A 17835-nucleotide genomic window follows, 5' to 3' on the forward strand; every position below is an offset into this window, starting at 1 on the left:
GGGACGGGCTATTCATCGCCAAGATTTTCAAGGTTGAGCGGAGTATCATGCAACTCGTTTTGCACACAGGTGTTCATTTCACGGAAGACGAGCGGCTGCTGAAATGCCTGCTGCGCAATCAGGATGATTTTGCCAAAACCGGCGTCAAAGTGCCCGGGCCCAGCACCTATCGCAATCTGTTTCGCGATACGCTCAACGCGATGCACAAGGCAGAGCCTTCTGAGGTGGCGCGGGATGTTCTGCTTGATGCGATTCTTGATGAGGGCACAGCCAGCCGGGTGATCCTGTCGGATGCGAATTTCTTTCGCTCGCCCGCCACGGCGTTGCAAGAGGGGGTGCTCTATCCCGCCGCCGCCGTTCGGATGTTGCGCATGGCGCAGCTGTTCCCCGAGGACGAGATTCGCATCTTTATGGCGATCCGAAACCCCGCGTCGCTGGTGCCGGTGCTCTATGACAAAGCGGCCGACAAGACTTCGGCGGCCTTCTGGGGGGAGCGGGGGCCGGAAGACCTGCGCTGGTCTGAGACGATTGCCCAATTGCGCGAAGCGGCGCCGGGCATTCCGATCACGGTCTGGTGCAACGAAGACACGCCGCTGATCTGGGCGCAGATCATCCGCGAGATGGCCGGATTGGAGCCGGAGACCAAGATCAAAGGCGGCTTTGATCTGCTGCACGCCATCATGTCCGAAGAGGGGATGCGGCGGTTCCGCAGCTATCTCGACACCCATCCAGAGATGTCCGAGGCGCAGAAACGGAGGGTAATCACAGCGTTTCTCGACAAATACGCGCTGGAAGAAGAGATCGAGGAAGAACTCGACATGCCCGGCTGGACCGAGGAATTGGTCGAGCGGATGACGGCGCTTTATGACGCGAATGTCGAAGTCATCCGCGCCATGCCGTGCGTCAGCCTGATCGCGCCTTAAACATTGGCTTCAGCCAGTTTGGTGATCACGTCATAGGCCATGGCCACATCCTCGGCTGTGGCGGTGAAGGCGCCTGCCTGAAAGCGGATCACCAAAGCCCCGTCGATGCGGGTCTGGGTCAGGTAGATCCGCCCATCGTCGTTGATCCGATTGAGCAACTTTTGGTTATGCGCCTCAAGGTCTGCGGTCGCCAAATGGCGGAAGGTGAAGAGGGAGAGCATTGGCGGGGTCACGATCTCGAACCCTTCCGTCGCCTCCAGCCGTGCGGCCAAGTCCTGCGCCCATGTCACATGGTTGCGGATCATCTCGCGCAGCCCTTCCAGCCCATGGGCACGGATCAGGAACCATAGTTTCAGTGCCCGGAAGCGGCGGCCCAAAGGCACCGACCATTCGGAATAGTTCACAATCCCATCCGCGCCGTGGGTCTTCAGATACTCCGGCTGGATCGCCAGCGTGCGGACCAGATCGTCAGGATTGCGCAGAAAATGCGTGGTGCAATCAAACTGCGCGCCCAGCCATTTATGCGGGTTCATTACCACGGAATCGGCGCGTTCGACCCCGGCCCAAAGGGCGCGGAACTCTGGACAGATCATCGCTGATCCGGCCCATGCGGCATCGACATGGGTGTAGAGCCCTTCGGCCTCGGCCACATCCATCACGGCGGCGATGTCATCGCTGGCACCCGCGCTGGTGCCGCCGGTGCAGGCGATGATCCCCGCCGGCAGATGCCCCGCCGCGCGGTCGGCAGCGATGGCGGCGCGCAAGGCATCGGCATCCATCGCGCGGGTTGGGCCGTGGGTAGGGATACGCACAAGGTTCTCTTCGCCCAGCCCCGCAATCCAAATGGCGCGGTCGACCGAGGTGTGCACCTCTGCCGAGCAATAGACCCGCAGGCGCGGCTGGCCCGACAGACCTGCCTTGTTGCCCTGCCAATCCAATGCCCGCTCACGCATCGTCAGCACGGCGCAAAGCGTGGCGGAACTGGCGCTGTCTTGGATCACGCCGGTGAACCCATCGGGCAGACCGATCGCTTGGCGCATCCAATCGCAGACGCGGGTTTCCAGCTCTGTCGCCGCCGGAGAGGTTTGCCACAGCATGCACTGCGCCGCGATGGCAGAGACGAAATATTCCGCCAGCACCGAGACAGGCGCGGCATTGGCCGGGAAATACGCAAAGAACCGGGGGTGCTGCCAATGGGTCATGCCGGGCATGATGGTCTGCTCAAAATCGTCGAAAATCGCCTGCATCGCCTCGGCCCCTTCGGGCGGGGCGTCGGGCAGGGCAGAGAGCACGGCACCGGGGGCGACCTGTGCGCGGACGGGTTCATTGCGCAGGCCCGCGTGGTAGTCTGCGGCCCAATCGGCCGCACGGCGGCCCCACTGGCGGAAATCCTCCCAGTTCATCCGCGGCTCCTTTGGCCTATAATCTTGGTTGTCATACGTGATCTGTGCCCCATGTTGTTGTATTGTCTCACTGTTGTTCCGCGCGGCTTGGCCTCTTCAAGAATGATGCCGCAGCGGTTATGGTGATCGTCACGCCCTTTTGGGCGCTCTTTGACTTGGTAAGTAGCGATCAGGAAACCGTCAAGAATGGCCACAATGCCCCCCCTGCGCCGCACTGCCCGCTCCCTTCCGATTGCGCTTTTGCGCGCGCGGGAAAGGGTGATGGGGCCGATCCGGGAAATCCTGAACGAAAGCGGCATCTCGGAACAGAAGTTTCGCGTGTTGCGCGTCGTCGAGGAATCTGGCCCGATGGAGCAGACAGCACTGGCGCAGCAAGCCTGTCTGCTGCTGCCGAGCTTGACACGCATGTTGCGCGCGATGGAGGAAGAGGGGCTGCTGAGCCGTGCCAGCGATCCGGACGACGGGCGCAAGTCCATCGTCACGATCACCGATCAGGGCCAACAGATTTTACAAGACCACGCGGGCGATGCCGCGGCGCTGTTTTCCGATTTCGAGGCCCGTTTCGGCAAGCAGCGGATGGAAGACCTGCTGGATATGCTCGAAGACCTCGTCAATCTGGACATGCAGAAAAAGACCGACGGGCCAAAGAAAGACTGACGCGTAGGGGGGTTAGCCCCCCTTTGCTGCCCGCCGCACCGCGCAAATTCCGGCCAGCGCCATGCGGCTGCCCTCGGACTCTGTCGCCGGGGCGCCCTGCTGGGTCAGGGCCCGCAGGTAAAGCTGCGCCGCGCCGCCCGTGCCGATCACCGCCAGCGTTTGCCCCAGCCAATAGGCCCGTGCCGCCGCAAGTTCCGCGCCGATCAGCGTGCCAGCCAACCGCGCCTCTGCCGTGGGCGGCGGGATATCGTTCAAAGCCAGATCAGCCCGGATGGAGGCCAAACGCCCCGCCAGCCGCTCGGGCCGCGACAGCCCATCGCTGAGCGCATCGTCAAAGGCCGTGTCGTCCAGCGCCGTGCCCTCGGCTGGGGTGCCGTCGCCCAAAAGGTCCAGCAATTCCCCGGTCAGGAAAGTCTGAAAGCTCACCACTTCGCCCGCGCTGATCTGCGCCCAGACCGAAGTCGCGCCTGGCAAGCAGATCACCCCGTCCCAGTCTTTGTTGAGGCTCAGAAAGCCCGCGATCTGTGTCTCGGCCCCTCGTAGCAGCCCGCTGGGGCTTTGCTGCCGCAGGGCGGGGATGACCTGAAGGTCGAAGTTATCCGTGGGGAGAGGCGTCGCACCTTCGGCAGTGGCGGTGCAGGGCACCATGCGGGGCGCGGCGTCGGTCCAGCCTACGGGCAGGCCCGCCACGAAGACCGGCAAACGCGGCAATTGCCACGGCGCGGTGAGTGTCTTGAGCGCGGCGTCAAAGGCCGAGGCGCTGGTCAGGCCCGCCGGGTCGCACTCCGCCGTGGCGGTCTCTAGCGCCGATCCGCCCTGCATCGCCCAGACCTGCAACCGCGCGTCTTGGACCTCAACCGCCAGCCAGTCTGCTTTGCTTACATCGGTCATCGCACCGCCTCTCGTCGTGAATTTCCGTCTGGCATAGGCCCTGTGGGCTGCGGGTTCAATGCGTCCGATGCCCTGTCAGCCGTGCGACTGCCCGATTACTTCAAGCATAAAATATTTATCCTTGAATGAAAAAGCGACTCAGCCTAGGCTCCGTTCCAAAGCGAACCAGAGGGGAATTTCGATGCGTGCAATCTGTCTTGGCGGCGGTCCTGCGGGGCTGTACTTCGCGATTTCGCTGAAACTGCGCCAGCCCGAGGCCGATGTGACGGTGCTGGAACGCAACCGCGCCGATGATACCTTCGGCTGGGGCGTTGTGCTGTCGGATGAAACGCTGGATAATCTTGAGGTTAACGACCCCGTCTCGGCACGCGAAATCCGCAGCCATTTCGCCTATTGGGACGATATCGCCCTGCACCACAAGGGCAACGTGATCCACAGCACCGGCCATGGTTTCTGCGGTATTGGGCGCAAGCGGCTGCTGCTGATCTTGCAAGAGCGGGCGCGCGCGTTGGGCGTGAACCTGCAGTTCGAGACCGAGGTCAAGGATGCCTCCGAATACATGGATGACTACGATCTGGTGGTCGCCTCCGACGGTCTGAACTCCAGAACCCGGATGGAATTCGAAGAAACCTTTAAACCAGACATCGACGTGCGCCGCTGCCCCTTCGTCTGGCTCGGCACGCATCAGAAATTCGACAACGCTTTTACCTTCATCTTTGAAAAGACAGACAAAGGCTGGATCTGGGTCCACGCCTATCAGTTCGACAAAGACACGGCGACTTTCATCGTCGAATGTAGCCAAGACACCTTTGACGCCTATGGATTTGGTGAAAAGACCCAAGAAGAGACCATCGCGATCTGCGAAGAGATCTTCAAGGACCACCTCGACGGCCACAAACTGATGACCAACGCCAGCCACATCCGCGGCTCGGCTTGGATCAAGTTCCCCCGCGTGCTTTGCGAAAAGTGGAGCCACGAGAATGTCGTGCTTCTGGGCGATGCCTCGGCCACGGCGCATTTCTCGATCGGGTCGGGGACGAAACTGGCGCTGGAATCTGCGATCTCGCTGGCGAAACATGTCAGCGACGACAAAGACCTGACCACGGCGTTCGAGAAATACGAAGAAGCCCGCCACCTTGAAGTGCTGCGTCTGCAATCGGCGGCGCGCAACTCGGTCGAATGGTTTGAGGATGTTGAGCGTTACCTCGATCTGGACCCGGTGCAGTTGAACTATTCCATGCTGACCCGCAGCCAGCGGATCAGCCACGAAAACCTGCGCGAGCGTGACCCCAAGTGGCTGGAAGGAGCCGAGAAATGGTTCCTCGACCAAGCGGGTGCCGACAGCAATGGCCCCGTCCGCGCGCCGATGTTCGCGCCGTTTCAACTGCGTGACATGAAGCTTGAAAACCGCATCGTCGTCTCGCCGATGGCGCAGTACAAGGCCGTCGATGGCTGCCCGACCGACTGGCATTTCGTGCATTACGCCGAACGCGCCAAGGGCGGCGCGGGGCTGGTCTATACCGAGATGACCTGCGTCTCGCCCGAGGGCCGCATCACGCCGGGCTGTCCGGGCCTTTATGCACCCGAGCACGAGGCCGCGTGGATGCGCCTGACCGATTTCGTTCATGCCGAAACCGAGGCGAAGATTTGCTGCCAGATTGGCCACTCGGGCCGCAAGGGCTCCACCCAACTGGGTTGGGAAGAGATGGACGCGCCGCTCAAGGCGGGCAACTGGGACATCATCTCGGCTTCCGCGATCCCGTGGTCGGAAAACAATGCCCTGCCCAAAGCGGCGACACGCGCAGACATGGACGCGATCCGCGACGAATTCGTCGCAGCCACCCGCATGGCCGAGCGGGCCAACTTCGACATGGTCGAACTGCATGCCGCGCACGGCTACTTGATCTCGTCCTTCATCTCGCCGCTGTCGAACCAGCGCGAGGATGCCTATGGCGGCAGTCTTGAAAACCGCATGCGCTACCCGCTTGAGGTCTTCAAAGCGATGCGCGACGCTTGGCCCGGGGGCAAGCCGATGGCGGTGCGCATCTCGGCCAACGATTGGGTCGAAGAAGACGGCGTGACCCCCGACGAAGCCGTTGAAATCGCCCGTATGTTCAGCGACGCGGGGGCCGATATCATCGACGTCTCGGCAGGCCAGACCTCGAAACAGGCCAAGCCCGTCTATGGCCGCATGTTCCAGACCCCGTTCAGCGACCGCATCCGCAACGATGGCGGCATCAAGACCATGGCCGTGGGCAACATCTATGAGGCCGACCACGTCAACTCGATCCTGATGGCGGGGCGTGCCGATCTGGTCTGCCTTGCCCGGCCACATCTGGCCGATCCCTATTGGACCTTGCACGCCGCCGCCGCCATCGGCGACCGCCACGCCGCTTGGCCGCTGCCTTACGGCCCGGGCCGCGATCAGGCATGGCGTCTGGCAGACCGCGCGGCGGAGATGGAGAAAGTATGAGCCATATCGTCATCACCGGCGGCGGCACCGGCGTAGGGGCCGAGATCGCCCATACGGTGGCCGGGACCGGCGCCAAGGTCACGATCATGGGCCGCCGCGAAGCACCCCTGCGCGAGCAGGGCCTGCCGTTTCAGACCTGCGACGTGACCGATGCGGATGCCGTACAAGCGGCCTTCGCCGCCGCCCGCGCCGAGAATGGCCCGATCACCGGCGTCATCGCCAATGCGGGGGCGGCGCATTCCGCGCCTTTCCACAAGATCACAGCGCAGGACATGAGTGATATGATGGCGGTGAACGTTACCGGCGTCTTTAACGTCTGGCAGGCCGCGCTGTCGGAGATGAAAGACGCCGGGCAGGGGCGTTTGATCGCCGTGGCCTCCACCGCGGGGCTCAAGGGCTATCCTTACGTTGCGGGCTATGTCGCGGCGAAACATGGGGTCGTCGGTCTGACCCGCGCGCTGGCGTTGGAACTGGCGCGCACGGGCATCACCGTGAACGCGATTTGCCCGGGCTTCATCGACACGCCGCTCTTGGAACGCTCGGTCGAGAATATTACCGCCACCACCGGCAAAAGCGCCGAGGAGGCCCGCGCCTTGCTGAAACGCGCCAGCCCGCGGAACCGCTTTGTCGAAACCTCCGAGGTCGCCGGTGCCGTGCTCTACCTGCTGTCGGACGCCGCGGCTTCGGTCAACGGCCACGCGCTGGCGCTATCGGGGGGCGAAGTATGAGCGACGTGGCCAAGGATCGCGTGCGCCTCTGGCTGCGGCTGCTGAAAGTCGTGCGCGGGTTGGAGCAGGAATTGCGCGATACGCTGCGGCGTGAGCATAACACGACGCTGCCGCGGTTCGACGTGATGTCGGCCCTCTCGCGCCATCCCGAAGGGCTGAAGATGAGCCAGCTTTCGGGCGTGCTGCGCGTGTCCAACGGCAATGTCACCGGCATCGCCGATCGTCTGAGCGAGGAGGGGCTGGTCGAACGCATCCCGGTCCCCGGCGACCGCCGCGCGATGATGCTGCGCTTGACCCCCGCGGGCACGGCGCAATTCGCCCGCCAAGCGCAGGCGCATGAAGACTGGATCAACGAAAAACTGCGCGGAATCTCCTCCGAGGAAGCCCGCGCCATGGCGGCCCGCCTGCAGGCTTTCGCCGCCCAAACGGAAGAAAAGGAAAAAGCCAATGCGCAGTGATGTGACGCATTTCCAATGTGAAATCAAAGACCGGATCGCCACCGTGCGGCTTGACCGGCCTGACCGCAAGAACCCGCTGACCTTCGACAGCTACGCCGAGCTGCGCGACTGGTTCCGCGATCTGGTCTATGCCGATGATGTCGATGTGGTGATCTTCGGCTCCAATGGCGGTAACTTTAGCTCTGGCGGAGATGTGCATGATATCATTGGTCCGTTGACCCGCATGAACATGAAGGAACTGCTGCGTTTCACCCGTATGACCGGCGATTTGGTCAAGGCCATCGTGAACTGTGGCAAGCCGGTCATTGCCGCCGTCGATGGTGTCTGCGTGGGCGCGGGCGCGATCATCGCCATGGCCTCGGACCTGCGGCTGGCAACGGCAGAGGCCAAGACCGCCTTTTTGTTCACCCGCGTAGGCCTTGCGGGCTGCGACATGGGCGCCTGCGCGATCCTGCCGCGCATCATCGGCCAGACACGGGCGGCCGAACTGCTCTACACCGGGCGCGCCATGTCTGCCGAAGAAGGGGAACGCTGGGGTTTCTACAACCGGCTGGTGACAGGTGAGACGCTGGAAGATGAGGCGCTTAAACTGGCGCAGAAAATCCAAGCCGGCCCGAATTTCGCGCATATGATGACCAAGACGATGCTGGCCCAAGAATGGGCGATGTCCATCGAACAAGCGATCGAAGCCGAGGCGCAAGCACAGGCGATCTGCATGCAAACGGGCGATTTTGAACGCGCCTACAACGCTTTCGTCGCCAAGGAACGCCCGGTCTTCGAAGGGGACTGAGATACGAATAGCCAAAAGATAAACACGCGGGGAGGCGTAAACCATGGCTGACAAAAGTTTTCTCGACTGGCCCTTTTTTGAGCCGCGCCACAAGGAGTTGGCGCTGGCTCTGGACGAGTGGGCGGCACGCGAGTTGAAGAACGTGGATCACGGCGACACCGATGGGGCCTGCCGCGATCTGGTGACGATGATGGGCCAAGACGGCTGGCTGCGCCACAGCGGCGCGGAGGGGGACGAGGTGCTTGATGTGCGCAGCCTTTGCCTGATCCGCGAAACGCTGGCGCGCCATGACGGGTTGGCGGATTTTGCCTTTGCTATGCAAGGGCTTGGCACCGGCGCGATCTCACTTTTCGGGAGTGATGAGCAAAAGGCCGAATGGCTCCCCAAGACCCGTTCGGGACAGGCGATTTCGGCCTTTGCCCTAACCGAGCCGCAGTCCGGCTCAGACGTGGCAAACTCCACCATGACAGCCACGTCAGACGGCAACGGCTATGTGCTCGACGGGCGCAAGACGTGGATTTCCAACGGCGGCATCGCGGATGTCTACACCGTCTTCGCCCGCACCGGAGAGGCACCGGGCGCCAAGGGGTTGTCGGCCTTCATCGTGCCCGCCGACACACCGGGGCTTAGGGTCGAGGAACGGCTAGAGGTTATGGCGCCGCATCCACTGGCCACCTTGCATTTCGATGGCGTGAAACTACCCGGCTCGGCGCTTCTGGGTGAGGCGGGGCGCGGCTTTGCCATTGCCATGTCGGTGCTGGATGTCTTCCGCTCCACCGTCGCCGCCGCCGCCCTCGGCTTTGCCCGCCGTGCGCTGGACGAGGCGCTTTTGCGCGTCACCAGCCGTCAGGTGCAGGGCGCGCCGCTGAGCGAATTGCAACTGGTGCAGGGCCATATCGCGGACATGGCGCTTGACGTCGATGCCGCCGCTTTGCTGGTTTACCGCGCCGCTTGGACCAAAGACAGCGGCGCGCCGCGCGTCACCCGCGAGGCGGCGATGGCCAAGCTTTTCGCCACGGATCAGGCGCAAAAGGTGATCGATAAGGCCGTTCAATTGCACGGTGGCGACGGCGTGCGCAATGGCGAGGCAGTGGAGCGACTTTACCGCGAAATCAGGGCCTTGCGCATTTACGAGGGCGCGTCGGACGTGCAACGTATTGTCATCGCCCGCCAGACTTTGGGAGCCATGTCATGAAGCTGCACCCGACCGGACATGAAGACACCTTCGCCCGTGAAAACCTGCCGCCCTTCGACCAGTGGCCGGACTTGCTGTTGGACCGCTTCGACTATCCCGATCGCCTGAACGTCGGCGTCGAACTCACTGACAAGATGGTGGAAAAAGGGTTTGGCGACCACACCGCACTGATCGGCAACGGGCGGCGTCGAACCTATAAGGAACTGGCTGACTGGACCAACCGTCTGGCTTCCGCGCTGGTCGAGGATTTGGGGGTGAAACCCGGCAACCGGGTGTTGATCCGCTCGGCCAACAATCCCGCGATGGTGGCCTGCTGGTTGGCGGCGACCAAGGCGGGGGCGGTTGTGGTCAACACCATGCCGATGCTGCGCGCGGGCGAGCTTGCGGCCATCGTCGACAAGGCCGAGATCACCCACGCGCTCTGCGACACGCGGTTAATGGATGAGATGACGGCCTGCGCCAAAACCTCCAAATTCCTCAAAACGGTCGCGGGTTTTGACGGCACCAGCAACCACGACGCCGAGTTGGACCGTCTCGCGCTGGAAAAACCGGTGCAGTTCGAGCCGGTGGACACCGCGCAGGACGATGTGGCGCTCTTGGGTTTTACCTCAGGAACCACCGGTAACCCTAAGGCAACAATGCATTTTCATCGCGATCTTCTGATCATCGCAGATGGCTATGCGCGCGAAGTGCTGAACGTCACGCCAAGGGATGTTTTCGTCGGCTCGCCGCCCCTGGCCTTTACCTTTGGCCTTGGTGGCCTCGCGGTTTTCCCGCTGCGCTTCGGGGCCGCCGCGACGCTTTTGGAGACCGCCAGCCCGCCCAACATGATCGAGATCATCGAGAAGTACAAAGCCACCGTCTGTTTCACCGCGCCGACCGCCTATCGCGCGATGTTGCAGGCGATGGATGAAGGTGCGGACCTCAGCAGCCTGCGTGCCGCCGTTTCCGCCGGAGAGACGCTGCCTGCACCGGTTTATCACGAGTGGCAGGAAAAGACCGGTAAACCCATGCTTGACGGCATCGGCGCGACGGAAATGCTCCATATCTTCATCTCGAACCGCTTCGACGACCACCGCGCCGCTTGCACCGGCAAGCCCGTCACGGGCTATGAGGCGCGGGTGATTGACGCCGACGGAAACGAGGTGCCGCGCGGCGAGGTAGGCCGTCTGGCCGTGCGGGGTCCAATCGGCTGCCGCTATTTGGGCGACAAGCGGCAGGCGGATTATGTCAAGGACGGGTGGAACATCACCGGCGACAGTTTCACCATGGACGAGGATGGCTATCTGCATTTCGCCGCCCGCAACGACGATATGATCATCAGTTCTGGCTACAATATCGCCGGGCCGGAGGTCGAGGCGGCGCTGTTGAGCCATCCTTGTGTCAGCGAATGTGGGGTGGTGGCCGCCGCGGATGACGCGCGCGGCTCTATCGTGCAGGCGCATGTGGTTCTGGTTGACGGAACGCCCGAAGACGCCAATACTATCAAGCTATTGCAGGATCATGTTAAAGCGACCATCGCACCCTATAAATACCCGCGCGACATTCGTTTCATCAAAGAACTGCCCAAAACCGCGACCGGCAAGATCCAGCGTTTCGCGCTGAGAGAGGATACATGAGCAGTTTCGACGAAGCCTCCAAAGGCGCCAAGATGAATTTCGCCAAGGACAAGTCCTATGGCGATTACCTTGGGCTGGACCAAATCCTGACCACCGAGAACCCGCTCGACATGGCGCATGATGGGCTGCTTTTTATCATCCAGCACCAGACCTCGGAGCTATGGATGAAACTGGCGATCCATGAGTTGACCGCCTGCCGAAAGGCGCTTCAGGCAGGGGAATTGCGCCAGAGTTTCAAGATGTTGACCCGTGTGGCACGGATTTTCGAGCAGCTTAATTCGGCTTGGGATGTGTTACGGACTATGACGCCGAGCGAATATACCCAGTTCCGTCCGCACCTTGGTGCCTCTTCTGGGTTTCAGTCCTACCAGTACCGTCTGATCGAATACCTGCTGGGCAACCGGATCGCGGCGCTGACCAAACTGCATGAACATACGCCCGAACCCCATGCGGCGCTGGTGGCGGAGATGCAGCAGCCGAGCCTCTATCAGGTGGCGATTGATCTGCTTTGCACGCGGCTGGGGGAGCCGTCGCTTGCCGGCAGCCCCGAGCCGCAAGCTTGGCAGCCGAAGGCCGAGGTTCAAGCCCTGTGGAAACAGGTTTATGAAGACCCGACAACTCATTGGGAACTCTACGAATTGGCGGAAAAACTGGTCGATCTCGAAGACTACTTCCGGCGTTGGCGGTTCAACCACGTGACCACCGTGGAACGTATCATTGGTTTCAAGCGCGGCACCGGGGGCACCGCTGGGGTGACCTATCTGCGCAAAATGCTTGAGGTGGAGCTTTTCCCTGAGCTTTGGCATGTGAGAGGAGCACTGTAAGTGTCTGTTTTGAAAAAAGATCAGTTCATCCTACCGGAGGGCGTCATCTACCTCGACGGCAATTCGCTGGGGCCATTGCCCAAGGCCGCCGCCGCGCGGGTGCAGGAGATGATCACTGCGGAATGGGGTGAGATGTTGATCCGAGGCTGGAACCAAGCCGGTTGGATGGAACAGCCCGCCCGCGTTGGCAATATGGTTGCCGGGATCGTTGGTGCGCCAGAAGGCTCGGTCGTGATGGGCGACACCCTGTCGATCAAGGTTTTTCAGGCGCTGGCCTCGGCGCTGAAGCTGCGCCCGAACCGCAAGGTGATCCTGTCGGACAGCGGCAACTTCCCGTCGGACCTCTACATGGCCGAGGGACTGGTGGGGCTTTTGGAGCAGGGCTATGAGCTGCGCACCGTGGCGCCAGAAGAGGTGACGGGGGCCATCGGCGAGGACATCGCCGCGGTGATGCTGACAGAGGTCGACTACCGCACTGGCCGCAAGCACGACATGAAGGCGATCACCGAATTGGCCCATGCCAATGGCGCGGTGATGATCTGGGATCTGGCCCATTCAGCGGGCGCGCTGCCGGTGGACCTTGCGGGCAGCAACTGCGAGTTCGCGGTGGGCTGTACCTACAAGTATCTCAACGGCGGGCCGGGTGCGCCGGGCTTCATCTACGTCCGCCCCGATCTGGCCGACCACGTGCAACCTGCGCTGGCCGGTTGGCTGGGGCACCGCCAGCCATTCGCTTTTGAGCAGAGCTACCAGCCCGGACAGGGGATCGAGCGGATGCGCGTCGGCACCCCGCCGGTGATCCAGTTGACCGCGCTTGAAGTGGCGATGGAGCTTTGGGCGGATGTGGACATGCAAGAACTGCGCGCGGCCTCTATCGCGCTGCAAGAGCAGTTTATCAAAGAGATCGAGCGCGACGTGCCGCAGCTGACGCTGGCCAGCCCGCGCAACAGCGCCGAGCGGGGCAGTCAGGTGTCGTTCCGCTTTGACGAAGGCTATGCCGCGATGCAGGCCGTGATCGACCGCGGCGTGATCGGCGATTTCCGCGCGCCTGACATCATGCGTTTTGGCTTCACGCCGCTTTATATCGACGCCGAAGATGTCTCCAAAGCGGTCGCGATTATCCGCGATGTGATGGAGAACCGTCTCTGGGATAACGAAAAATACAAGGCCCGCGCGAGGGTGACCTGACAGCGTCAGGCGCACTCGCTAAGCTGGCGATACGACCCAATAGAACGGGCCCGGTAAAGAGGCCCAAACCAACCAAGGGAGACTGAAATGAAGATGAAGACATTTGTGATGGCGGCCTCGGTCGCGGCACTGGCGGCAGGCGGCGCATGGGCCGAAGAGGGAAAGGTGAAGGTCGGCATGATCACCACCCTCTCGGGCGGCGGCGCGGGCCTTGGCATCGACGTGCGCGATGGCTTTATGCTGGCCACAAAGATGGCCGGGAACGAGAACCTTGAGGTCGTGGTCGAAGACGACCAGCGCAAGCCCGAGATTGCAGTGCAACTGGCCGACAAGATGATCCAGTCCGAGAAAGTCGACGTGATGACCGGCATCATCTGGTCCAACCTCGCCATGGCCGTGGTGCCCGCGGCGACCGCGCAGGGCAAATTCTACCTCTCACCCAACGCGGGCCCTTCGGCGCTGGCGGGCAAGGGTTGCAACCCGCTTTACTTCAACGTGGCATGGCAGAACGACAACCTGCACGAAGCGGCGGGCGCTTATGCCAATGACACGGGCTATGAAAACACCTTCATGCTGGCGCCGAACTACCCGGCGGGCAAGGACGCGCTGACGGGCTACAAACGGACCTATGATGGCGCAGCGGCGGGCGAGGTCTATACTGATCTGGGTCAAACCGACTATGCCGCCGAGATCGCGCAGATCCGTGCCTCGGGCGCTGACAGCGTGTTCTTCTTCTTGCCCGGCGGGATGGGGATTTCCTTCCTCAAGCAATATGCCAACTCGGGCGTGGACCTGCCTGTTGTCGGCCCGGCCTTCAGCTTTGACCAAGGCATCTTGCAGGCCGTGGGTGAGGCCGCTCTTGGGATCAAGAACACCAGCCAATGGAACAAAGATCTCGATAACGAAGCCAACAAGACCTTCGTCGAAGCCTTTCAAGAAGAGTACGACCGTCTGCCGTCGCTCTACGCCAGCCAGGGCTATGACACCGCGAACCTGCTGCTAAGCGCGATGGAGAAGGCGGATGTGTCGGATGCCGAAGCCTTTGGCGCGGCGCTGAAAGAGGCTGATTTCGACAGCGTGCGGGGCAAATTCTCGTTTGGTAACAACAACCACCCGATCCAAGACTACTACGTGCGCGAAGTGGTCAAAGAGGGTGATGTCTATACCAACAAGCTGATCGGCCCCTCGTTGACCGATCACGCTGATGCCTACGCGGCTGACTGCAAAATGTAATCCCGCGCGGCCCCGGGCGCCGATTTGGCGCGCCGGGGCCGACGTATCAACGCTTTCACGCCGGTCCTCGCGACCGGCGCGCCGGGAGGCTTTGCCAAATGTCACTCATCCTGCTGATTGAACAGGTGCTGAACGGAGTCCAATCCGGGGTCATGCTGTTTTTGATGGCCGCGGGGCTCACGCTGATCTTCGGGGTCATGGGGCTCATTAACCTCGCCCATGGTTCGCTCTACATGGTCGGTGCCTTTGCCGCCGCGGCGGTTGCGGCGGCGACGGGGTCGTTTCTCTTGGCGCTGGTGGCGGCCTTGGCCGCGGCGGCGCTGGCGGGCTGCTTGATCGAGATGACGGTGATCCGCAGGCTCTATGACCGCGACCACCTCGACCAAGTGCTGGCGACCTTTGCGCTGATCCTGATTTTCTCAGAAGGCACACGGTTTCTCTTTGGCTCCTTCCCGCTGTTTCTCGACATTCCGGCGGCCCTGTCCGGCCCGGTGACCCTGCCGGGGGGCATCCAGTATCCGCTCTACCGGCTCGTGATCATCGGCGTCGGTCTGGTAATTGCTGCAGGTCTGTTCCTGCTGATCGCCCGCACGCGCATCGGCATCCAGATCCGCGCAGGTGAGGCTGACCGCGAAATGATCGGGGCGCTTGGCGTCGATATCGCCAAACTCTACACGCTGATCTTCGCCCTTGGGGCCGCCCTTGCGGGTCTCGCCGGTGCGCTGGTGGGCGCGATCCAGTCGGTGCAGGTGGGCATGGGGGAGCCGGTGCTGATCCTTGCCTTTGTGGTGATCGTTATCGGCGGCATCGGCTCAATCAAGGGCGCGCTGATCGGGGCGCTACTGGTGGGGCTGACGGACACGCTGGGATCGGTCCTGCTGCCGCTCTTTTTTGCGAATTTCATGGAGGCCTCGGCGGCCACGTCCGTCGGCTCCTCGCTCGCCTCCATGTCGATTTACATTCTGATGGCGGGGGTCTTGCTGTTCAAACCCACCGGCCTCTTTGGGGAGGCCTGAGCCATGATGCGCGAAAAACTCGTAAACCTCTTTCTCTTCCTGCTGCTGCCGGTGACGGCGTTGGCGGCTTTCGCGTTGGACGAGCCATTCATCATCACGCTGGCCACCAAGGCGGCGATCCTCGCCCTTGCGGGCGTGGGGCTGAACATCGCGCTCGGCCTCGGCGGGCTGGTGAGCTTTGGTCATGCAGCATTCTTTGGGATCGGCGGCTATGCCATGGGCATTCTCGCCGCCCATGCGCAGAGCTACACACCGATCATGGAGAGCCCATTTCTGATCGAAGGCACCAAGTCGATGCCGGTGATCTGGCTGGTGGCGATTGTGGTCTCTGGCCTTGCTGCGCTGCTGATCGGGGCGCTGTCTTTGCGCACCTCGGGCGTCTATTTCATCATGGTCACGCTCGCCTTCGGGCAGATGCTGTTCTACTTCTCGATCTCATGGCCCGCATATGGCGGCGAGGACGGGCTGTCGATCTATGTGCGCAACGGCTTTCCGGGGCTCAACACGCTTGATCCGCTGACTTTCTTTGCCATCACCTTTGCGGTGCTGGCGCTGGTGCTGCTGTTTGCAGGGCGTCTGGCGCGGGCTCCTTTCGGCCTTGGGCTGTCGGCGGCGCGGCAGAACGCCGAGCGGGTCGAAGCCGTGGGCCTCGCGCCCTTCCGGCTGCGGCTGGTGGCCTTTGTCATCTCGGGAGCGGTGACGGGGCTGGCGGGCGCGCTTTTTGCCGATCTCAACCGTTTCGTCAGCCCGACGATGTTCTCGTGGCAGACCTCTGGTGAGATCATGATCTTCGTGATCCTTGGCGGGGTTGGGCGGCTCTTTGGCCCGGTGGCCGGGGCGGCGCTATTCATCTTGCTTGAGCATGTCTTGGGCGGGCTATCGGAGTTCTGGCACATCTATCTGGGGCTGTTGCTGTTGCTGGTGGTGCTCTTTGCGCGCGGCGGCATGATCGGCCTCGTTGCCGGACGGGAGGTGGCCCATGACTGAAGGGATGACAGATGTGCTGTTGGACGTGCGCAACCTGCACAAAAGCTTTGGCGCGTTGAAGGCGACTGATGATGTCTCCCTCACCCTGCGGACGGGCGAAATCCACGCGCTTATCGGCCCCAACGGGGCGGGCAAGTCGACGCTGATCAAGCAGATTGCGGGCGGGCTGCGCTCGGACAGCGGGTCGGTCCATTTTGCCGGGCAGGACGTGACACCGATGACCACCGTGCAGCGGGCGCGGGCGGGGCTGGGGCGAACGTTCCAGATTTCGTCGCTGGCGATGGAATACACGGTGCTGCAAAACGCGGTGCTGGGCGCGCTTGGCCAATCGGGCCGGGTGATGCGCTTTTTCGCGCCAGTGATGCGGCAGCAGAAGTTGCGGGAAGAGGCGATGCGCGCCTTGGAGTTGGTAGGGCTCGCGGATCACGCGGCCAAGCGCACCGCGGACCTGTCGCATGGGCAACGTCGCCAGCTTGAGGTCGCCGTGGCGCTGACCCTACGGCCCAAGGTGTTTCTGATGGATGAACCGATGGCGGGGCTCGGGGCCAGCGGCTCTAAGGAGATGACAGGCTTTCTCGACGGGCTGCGCCGCGAGGCGCCAATCCTGCTGGTGGAACATGACATGGACGCGGTTTTCGCACTGGCGGACCGCATTTCGGTGCTGGTCTATGGCCAGATCATCGCCAGCGGCACGGCGGCCGAGATCAAGGCCGATCCGCAGGTCCGGGTGGCCTATCTGGGCGAGGAGGACGCAGCATGAGCTTGCTGGAGTTGAACGACATCACCGCCTCCTACGGGCCGACGCAGGCGCTTTTTGGCGTCGATCTGTCGCTGGAGGCGGGCGAGGTCTGCGCGCTGATGGGGCGCAACGGGATGGGCAAATCCTCGACCATCAAGGTGATCTGCCGGATGCTGAAACACGATGGCGGTGGGCTGCGCTTTGACGGGCGCGACATCGCGGGCCTGCCCAGTTTCCGGGCCGCGCAGGCCGGGGTGGGTCTGGTGCCCGAGGGTCGGCGCTGTTTCGCGCCGCTGACGGTGCACGAAAACCTCATCGCCGCCGCTCGCCCCGGTGCATGGGACGAGGCGCGGGTCACGGCGCTTTTCCCACGGCTGGGGGAGCGGCGCGATCAGGCGGCCGGCTCGCTTTCGGGCGGGGAGCAGCAGATGCTGGCGATTGGCCGTGCGTTGATGACCAACCCGAAATTGCTGCTGCTGGATGAAGCGACCGAGGGCTTGGCCCCCGTGGTGCGCCAAGAAATCTGGGCCGCTGTGGCGCAGCTTAAACGCGACAGCGGGCTGGCGCTTTTGGTGGTGGACAAATCCCTCGCCGAGCTGCGCCGCGTGGCCGATCACGCCGTCATTCTCGAACGTGGCCGCTCGGTCTGGTCTGGCCCGATGCCCGCGCTCGATTCCCAAATCGCCGATCAATTTCTCGGCGTGTGACTGT

Annotated in this window: 17 protein-coding genes; 15 read left to right on the forward strand and 2 right to left on the reverse strand. The window is 62.6% G+C overall.

Annotated elements, in window-relative coordinates; translation table 11 throughout:
• Positions 1-47: 47 nt before the first annotated feature.
• Positions 48-923, forward strand: a complete 876-nt coding sequence (locus tag K3762_RS07795; protein WP_260012645.1) for a hypothetical protein — start codon at positions 48-50, stop codon at positions 921-923.
• On the opposite strand, the gene K3762_RS07800 is transcribed toward K3762_RS07795, so the two are convergent.
• Positions 920-2326: a pyridoxal-dependent decarboxylase gene (locus K3762_RS07800; RefSeq protein ID WP_132443592.1), complete on the reverse strand. Its 1407-nt coding sequence runs from the start codon at positions 2324-2326 to the stop codon at positions 920-922. The two genes, K3762_RS07795 and K3762_RS07800, sit on opposite strands and share 4 nt — an antisense overlap.
• 186 nt (positions 2327-2512) lie before the next feature.
• Here K3762_RS07800 and hpaR point away from each other — a divergent pair, with 186 nt between their 5' ends.
• The gene (hpaR, locus tag K3762_RS07805; protein WP_311198989.1) at positions 2513-2983 is read left to right on the forward strand and encodes a homoprotocatechuate degradation operon regulator HpaR; all 471 of its coding nucleotides are present in this window, start codon (positions 2513-2515) and stop codon (positions 2981-2983) included.
• 12 nt (positions 2984-2995) lie between these two features.
• Here hpaR and K3762_RS07810 read toward each other — a convergent pair whose 3' ends face one another.
• On the reverse strand, positions 2996-3874 hold the full coding sequence (locus K3762_RS07810) for a 2-dehydro-3-deoxygalactonokinase (RefSeq protein ID WP_132443591.1): 879 nt from the start codon (positions 3872-3874) through the stop codon (positions 2996-2998).
• Positions 3875-4055: 181 nt separating this feature from the next.
• On the opposite strand from K3762_RS07810, the gene K3762_RS07815 reads away from it, so the two are divergent.
• The 13 genes from K3762_RS07815 (at position 4056) to K3762_RS07875 (ending at position 17831) form a co-directional block, all read left to right on the forward strand.
• Positions 4056-6347 (forward strand): bifunctional salicylyl-CoA 5-hydroxylase/oxidoreductase, encoded by a 2292-nt coding sequence (locus tag K3762_RS07815; RefSeq protein WP_260012650.1) that lies wholly within the window; start codon positions 4056-4058, stop codon positions 6345-6347.
• Entirely contained in the window at positions 6344-7075 is a 732-nt protein-coding gene (locus K3762_RS07820; protein WP_260012651.1) for an SDR family NAD(P)-dependent oxidoreductase, read from the forward strand. The genes K3762_RS07815 and K3762_RS07820 overlap by 4 nt, the downstream gene beginning before the upstream one ends.
• Positions 7072-7533: a MarR family winged helix-turn-helix transcriptional regulator gene (locus K3762_RS07825; protein ID WP_067627975.1), complete on the forward strand. Its 462-nt coding sequence runs from the start codon at positions 7072-7074 to the stop codon at positions 7531-7533. Before K3762_RS07820 ends, K3762_RS07825 begins: the two co-directional genes overlap by 4 nt.
• Positions 7523-8323 carry an enoyl-CoA hydratase family protein gene (locus tag K3762_RS07830; protein WP_120350828.1) on the forward strand — a complete coding sequence of 267 codons (801 nt, stop codon included), beginning with the start codon at positions 7523-7525 and terminating at the stop codon, positions 8321-8323. The genes K3762_RS07825 and K3762_RS07830 overlap by 11 nt, the downstream gene beginning before the upstream one ends.
• A gap of 43 nt (positions 8324-8366) precedes the next feature.
• Entirely contained in the window at positions 8367-9518 is a 1152-nt protein-coding gene (locus K3762_RS07835; RefSeq protein ID WP_132443588.1) for an acyl-CoA dehydrogenase family protein, read from the forward strand.
• Complete coding sequence (locus K3762_RS07840) at positions 9515-11137, forward strand: AMP-binding protein (protein WP_260012652.1); 1623 nt, start codon at positions 9515-9517, stop codon at positions 11135-11137. Before K3762_RS07835 ends, K3762_RS07840 begins: the two co-directional genes overlap by 4 nt.
• Positions 11134-11961, forward strand: a complete 828-nt coding sequence (locus tag K3762_RS07845) for a tryptophan 2,3-dioxygenase (RefSeq protein WP_120350831.1) — start codon at positions 11134-11136, stop codon at positions 11959-11961. The genes K3762_RS07840 and K3762_RS07845 overlap by 4 nt, the downstream gene beginning before the upstream one ends.
• Positions 11962-13149, forward strand: a complete 1188-nt coding sequence (gene kynU, locus K3762_RS07850) for a kynureninase (RefSeq protein WP_260012653.1) — start codon at positions 11962-11964, stop codon at positions 13147-13149.
• 87 nt (positions 13150-13236) lie between these two features.
• The gene (locus tag K3762_RS07855) at positions 13237-14382 is read left to right on the forward strand and encodes an ABC transporter substrate-binding protein (RefSeq protein ID WP_260012654.1); all 1146 of its coding nucleotides are present in this window, start codon (positions 13237-13239) and stop codon (positions 14380-14382) included.
• Between the two features lie 98 nt (positions 14383-14480).
• Positions 14481-15398, forward strand: a complete 918-nt coding sequence (locus tag K3762_RS07860; RefSeq protein WP_132443585.1) for a branched-chain amino acid ABC transporter permease — start codon at positions 14481-14483, stop codon at positions 15396-15398.
• Between the two features lie 3 nt (positions 15399-15401).
• Positions 15402-16385 (forward strand): branched-chain amino acid ABC transporter permease, encoded by a 984-nt coding sequence (locus K3762_RS07865; protein ID WP_132443584.1) that lies wholly within the window; start codon positions 15402-15404, stop codon positions 16383-16385.
• Positions 16386-16389: 4 nt separating this feature from the next.
• Positions 16390-17145, forward strand: coding sequence for an ABC transporter ATP-binding protein (locus tag K3762_RS07870; protein ID WP_120350835.1), 756 nt, complete (start codon positions 16390-16392; stop codon positions 17143-17145).
• Entirely contained in the window at positions 17142-17831 is a 690-nt protein-coding gene (locus K3762_RS07875) for an ABC transporter ATP-binding protein (protein WP_067626269.1), read from the forward strand. Before K3762_RS07870 ends, K3762_RS07875 begins: the two co-directional genes overlap by 4 nt.
• The last annotated feature ends 4 nt before the right edge of the window (positions 17832-17835 follow it).

This window comes from Sulfitobacter sp. W074 (genome assembly GCF_025142275.1).
Classification (GTDB): domain Bacteria; phylum Pseudomonadota; class Alphaproteobacteria; order Rhodobacterales; family Rhodobacteraceae; genus Sulfitobacter; species Sulfitobacter profundi.

Coding starts and splice junctions, on each gene's coding strand:
- K3762_RS07800 (WP_132443592.1), bottom strand. CDS start 2,326: ATGAACTGGGAGGATTTCCGCCAGTGGGGCCGCCGTGCGGCCGATTGG.
- K3762_RS07855 (WP_260012654.1), top strand. CDS start 13,237: ATGAAGATGAAGACATTTGTGATGGCGGCCTCGGTCGCGGCACTGGCG.
- K3762_RS07845 (WP_120350831.1), top strand. CDS start 11,134: ATGAGCAGTTTCGACGAAGCCTCCAAAGGCGCCAAGATGAATTTCGCC.
- K3762_RS07795 (WP_260012645.1), top strand. CDS start 48: ATGCAACTCGTTTTGCACACAGGTGTTCATTTCACGGAAGACGAGCGG.
- K3762_RS07870 (WP_120350835.1), top strand. CDS start 16,390: ATGACAGATGTGCTGTTGGACGTGCGCAACCTGCACAAAAGCTTTGGC.
- K3762_RS07820 (WP_260012651.1), top strand. CDS start 6,344: ATGAGCCATATCGTCATCACCGGCGGCGGCACCGGCGTAGGGGCCGAG.
- K3762_RS07810 (WP_132443591.1), bottom strand. CDS start 3,874: ATGACCGATGTAAGCAAAGCAGACTGGCTGGCGGTTGAGGTCCAAGAC.
- K3762_RS07840 (WP_260012652.1), top strand. CDS start 9,515: ATGAAGCTGCACCCGACCGGACATGAAGACACCTTCGCCCGTGAAAAC.
- K3762_RS07875 (WP_067626269.1), top strand. CDS start 17,142: ATGAGCTTGCTGGAGTTGAACGACATCACCGCCTCCTACGGGCCGACG.
- K3762_RS07860 (WP_132443585.1), top strand. CDS start 14,481: ATGTCACTCATCCTGCTGATTGAACAGGTGCTGAACGGAGTCCAATCC.
- hpaR (WP_311198989.1), top strand. CDS start 2,513: ATGGCCACAATGCCCCCCCTGCGCCGCACTGCCCGCTCCCTTCCGATT.
- K3762_RS07865 (WP_132443584.1), top strand. CDS start 15,402: ATGATGCGCGAAAAACTCGTAAACCTCTTTCTCTTCCTGCTGCTGCCG.
- K3762_RS07830 (WP_120350828.1), top strand. CDS start 7,523: ATGCGCAGTGATGTGACGCATTTCCAATGTGAAATCAAAGACCGGATC.
- K3762_RS07835 (WP_132443588.1), top strand. CDS start 8,367: ATGGCTGACAAAAGTTTTCTCGACTGGCCCTTTTTTGAGCCGCGCCAC.
- K3762_RS07825 (WP_067627975.1), top strand. CDS start 7,072: ATGAGCGACGTGGCCAAGGATCGCGTGCGCCTCTGGCTGCGGCTGCTG.
- K3762_RS07815 (WP_260012650.1), top strand. CDS start 4,056: ATGCGTGCAATCTGTCTTGGCGGCGGTCCTGCGGGGCTGTACTTCGCG.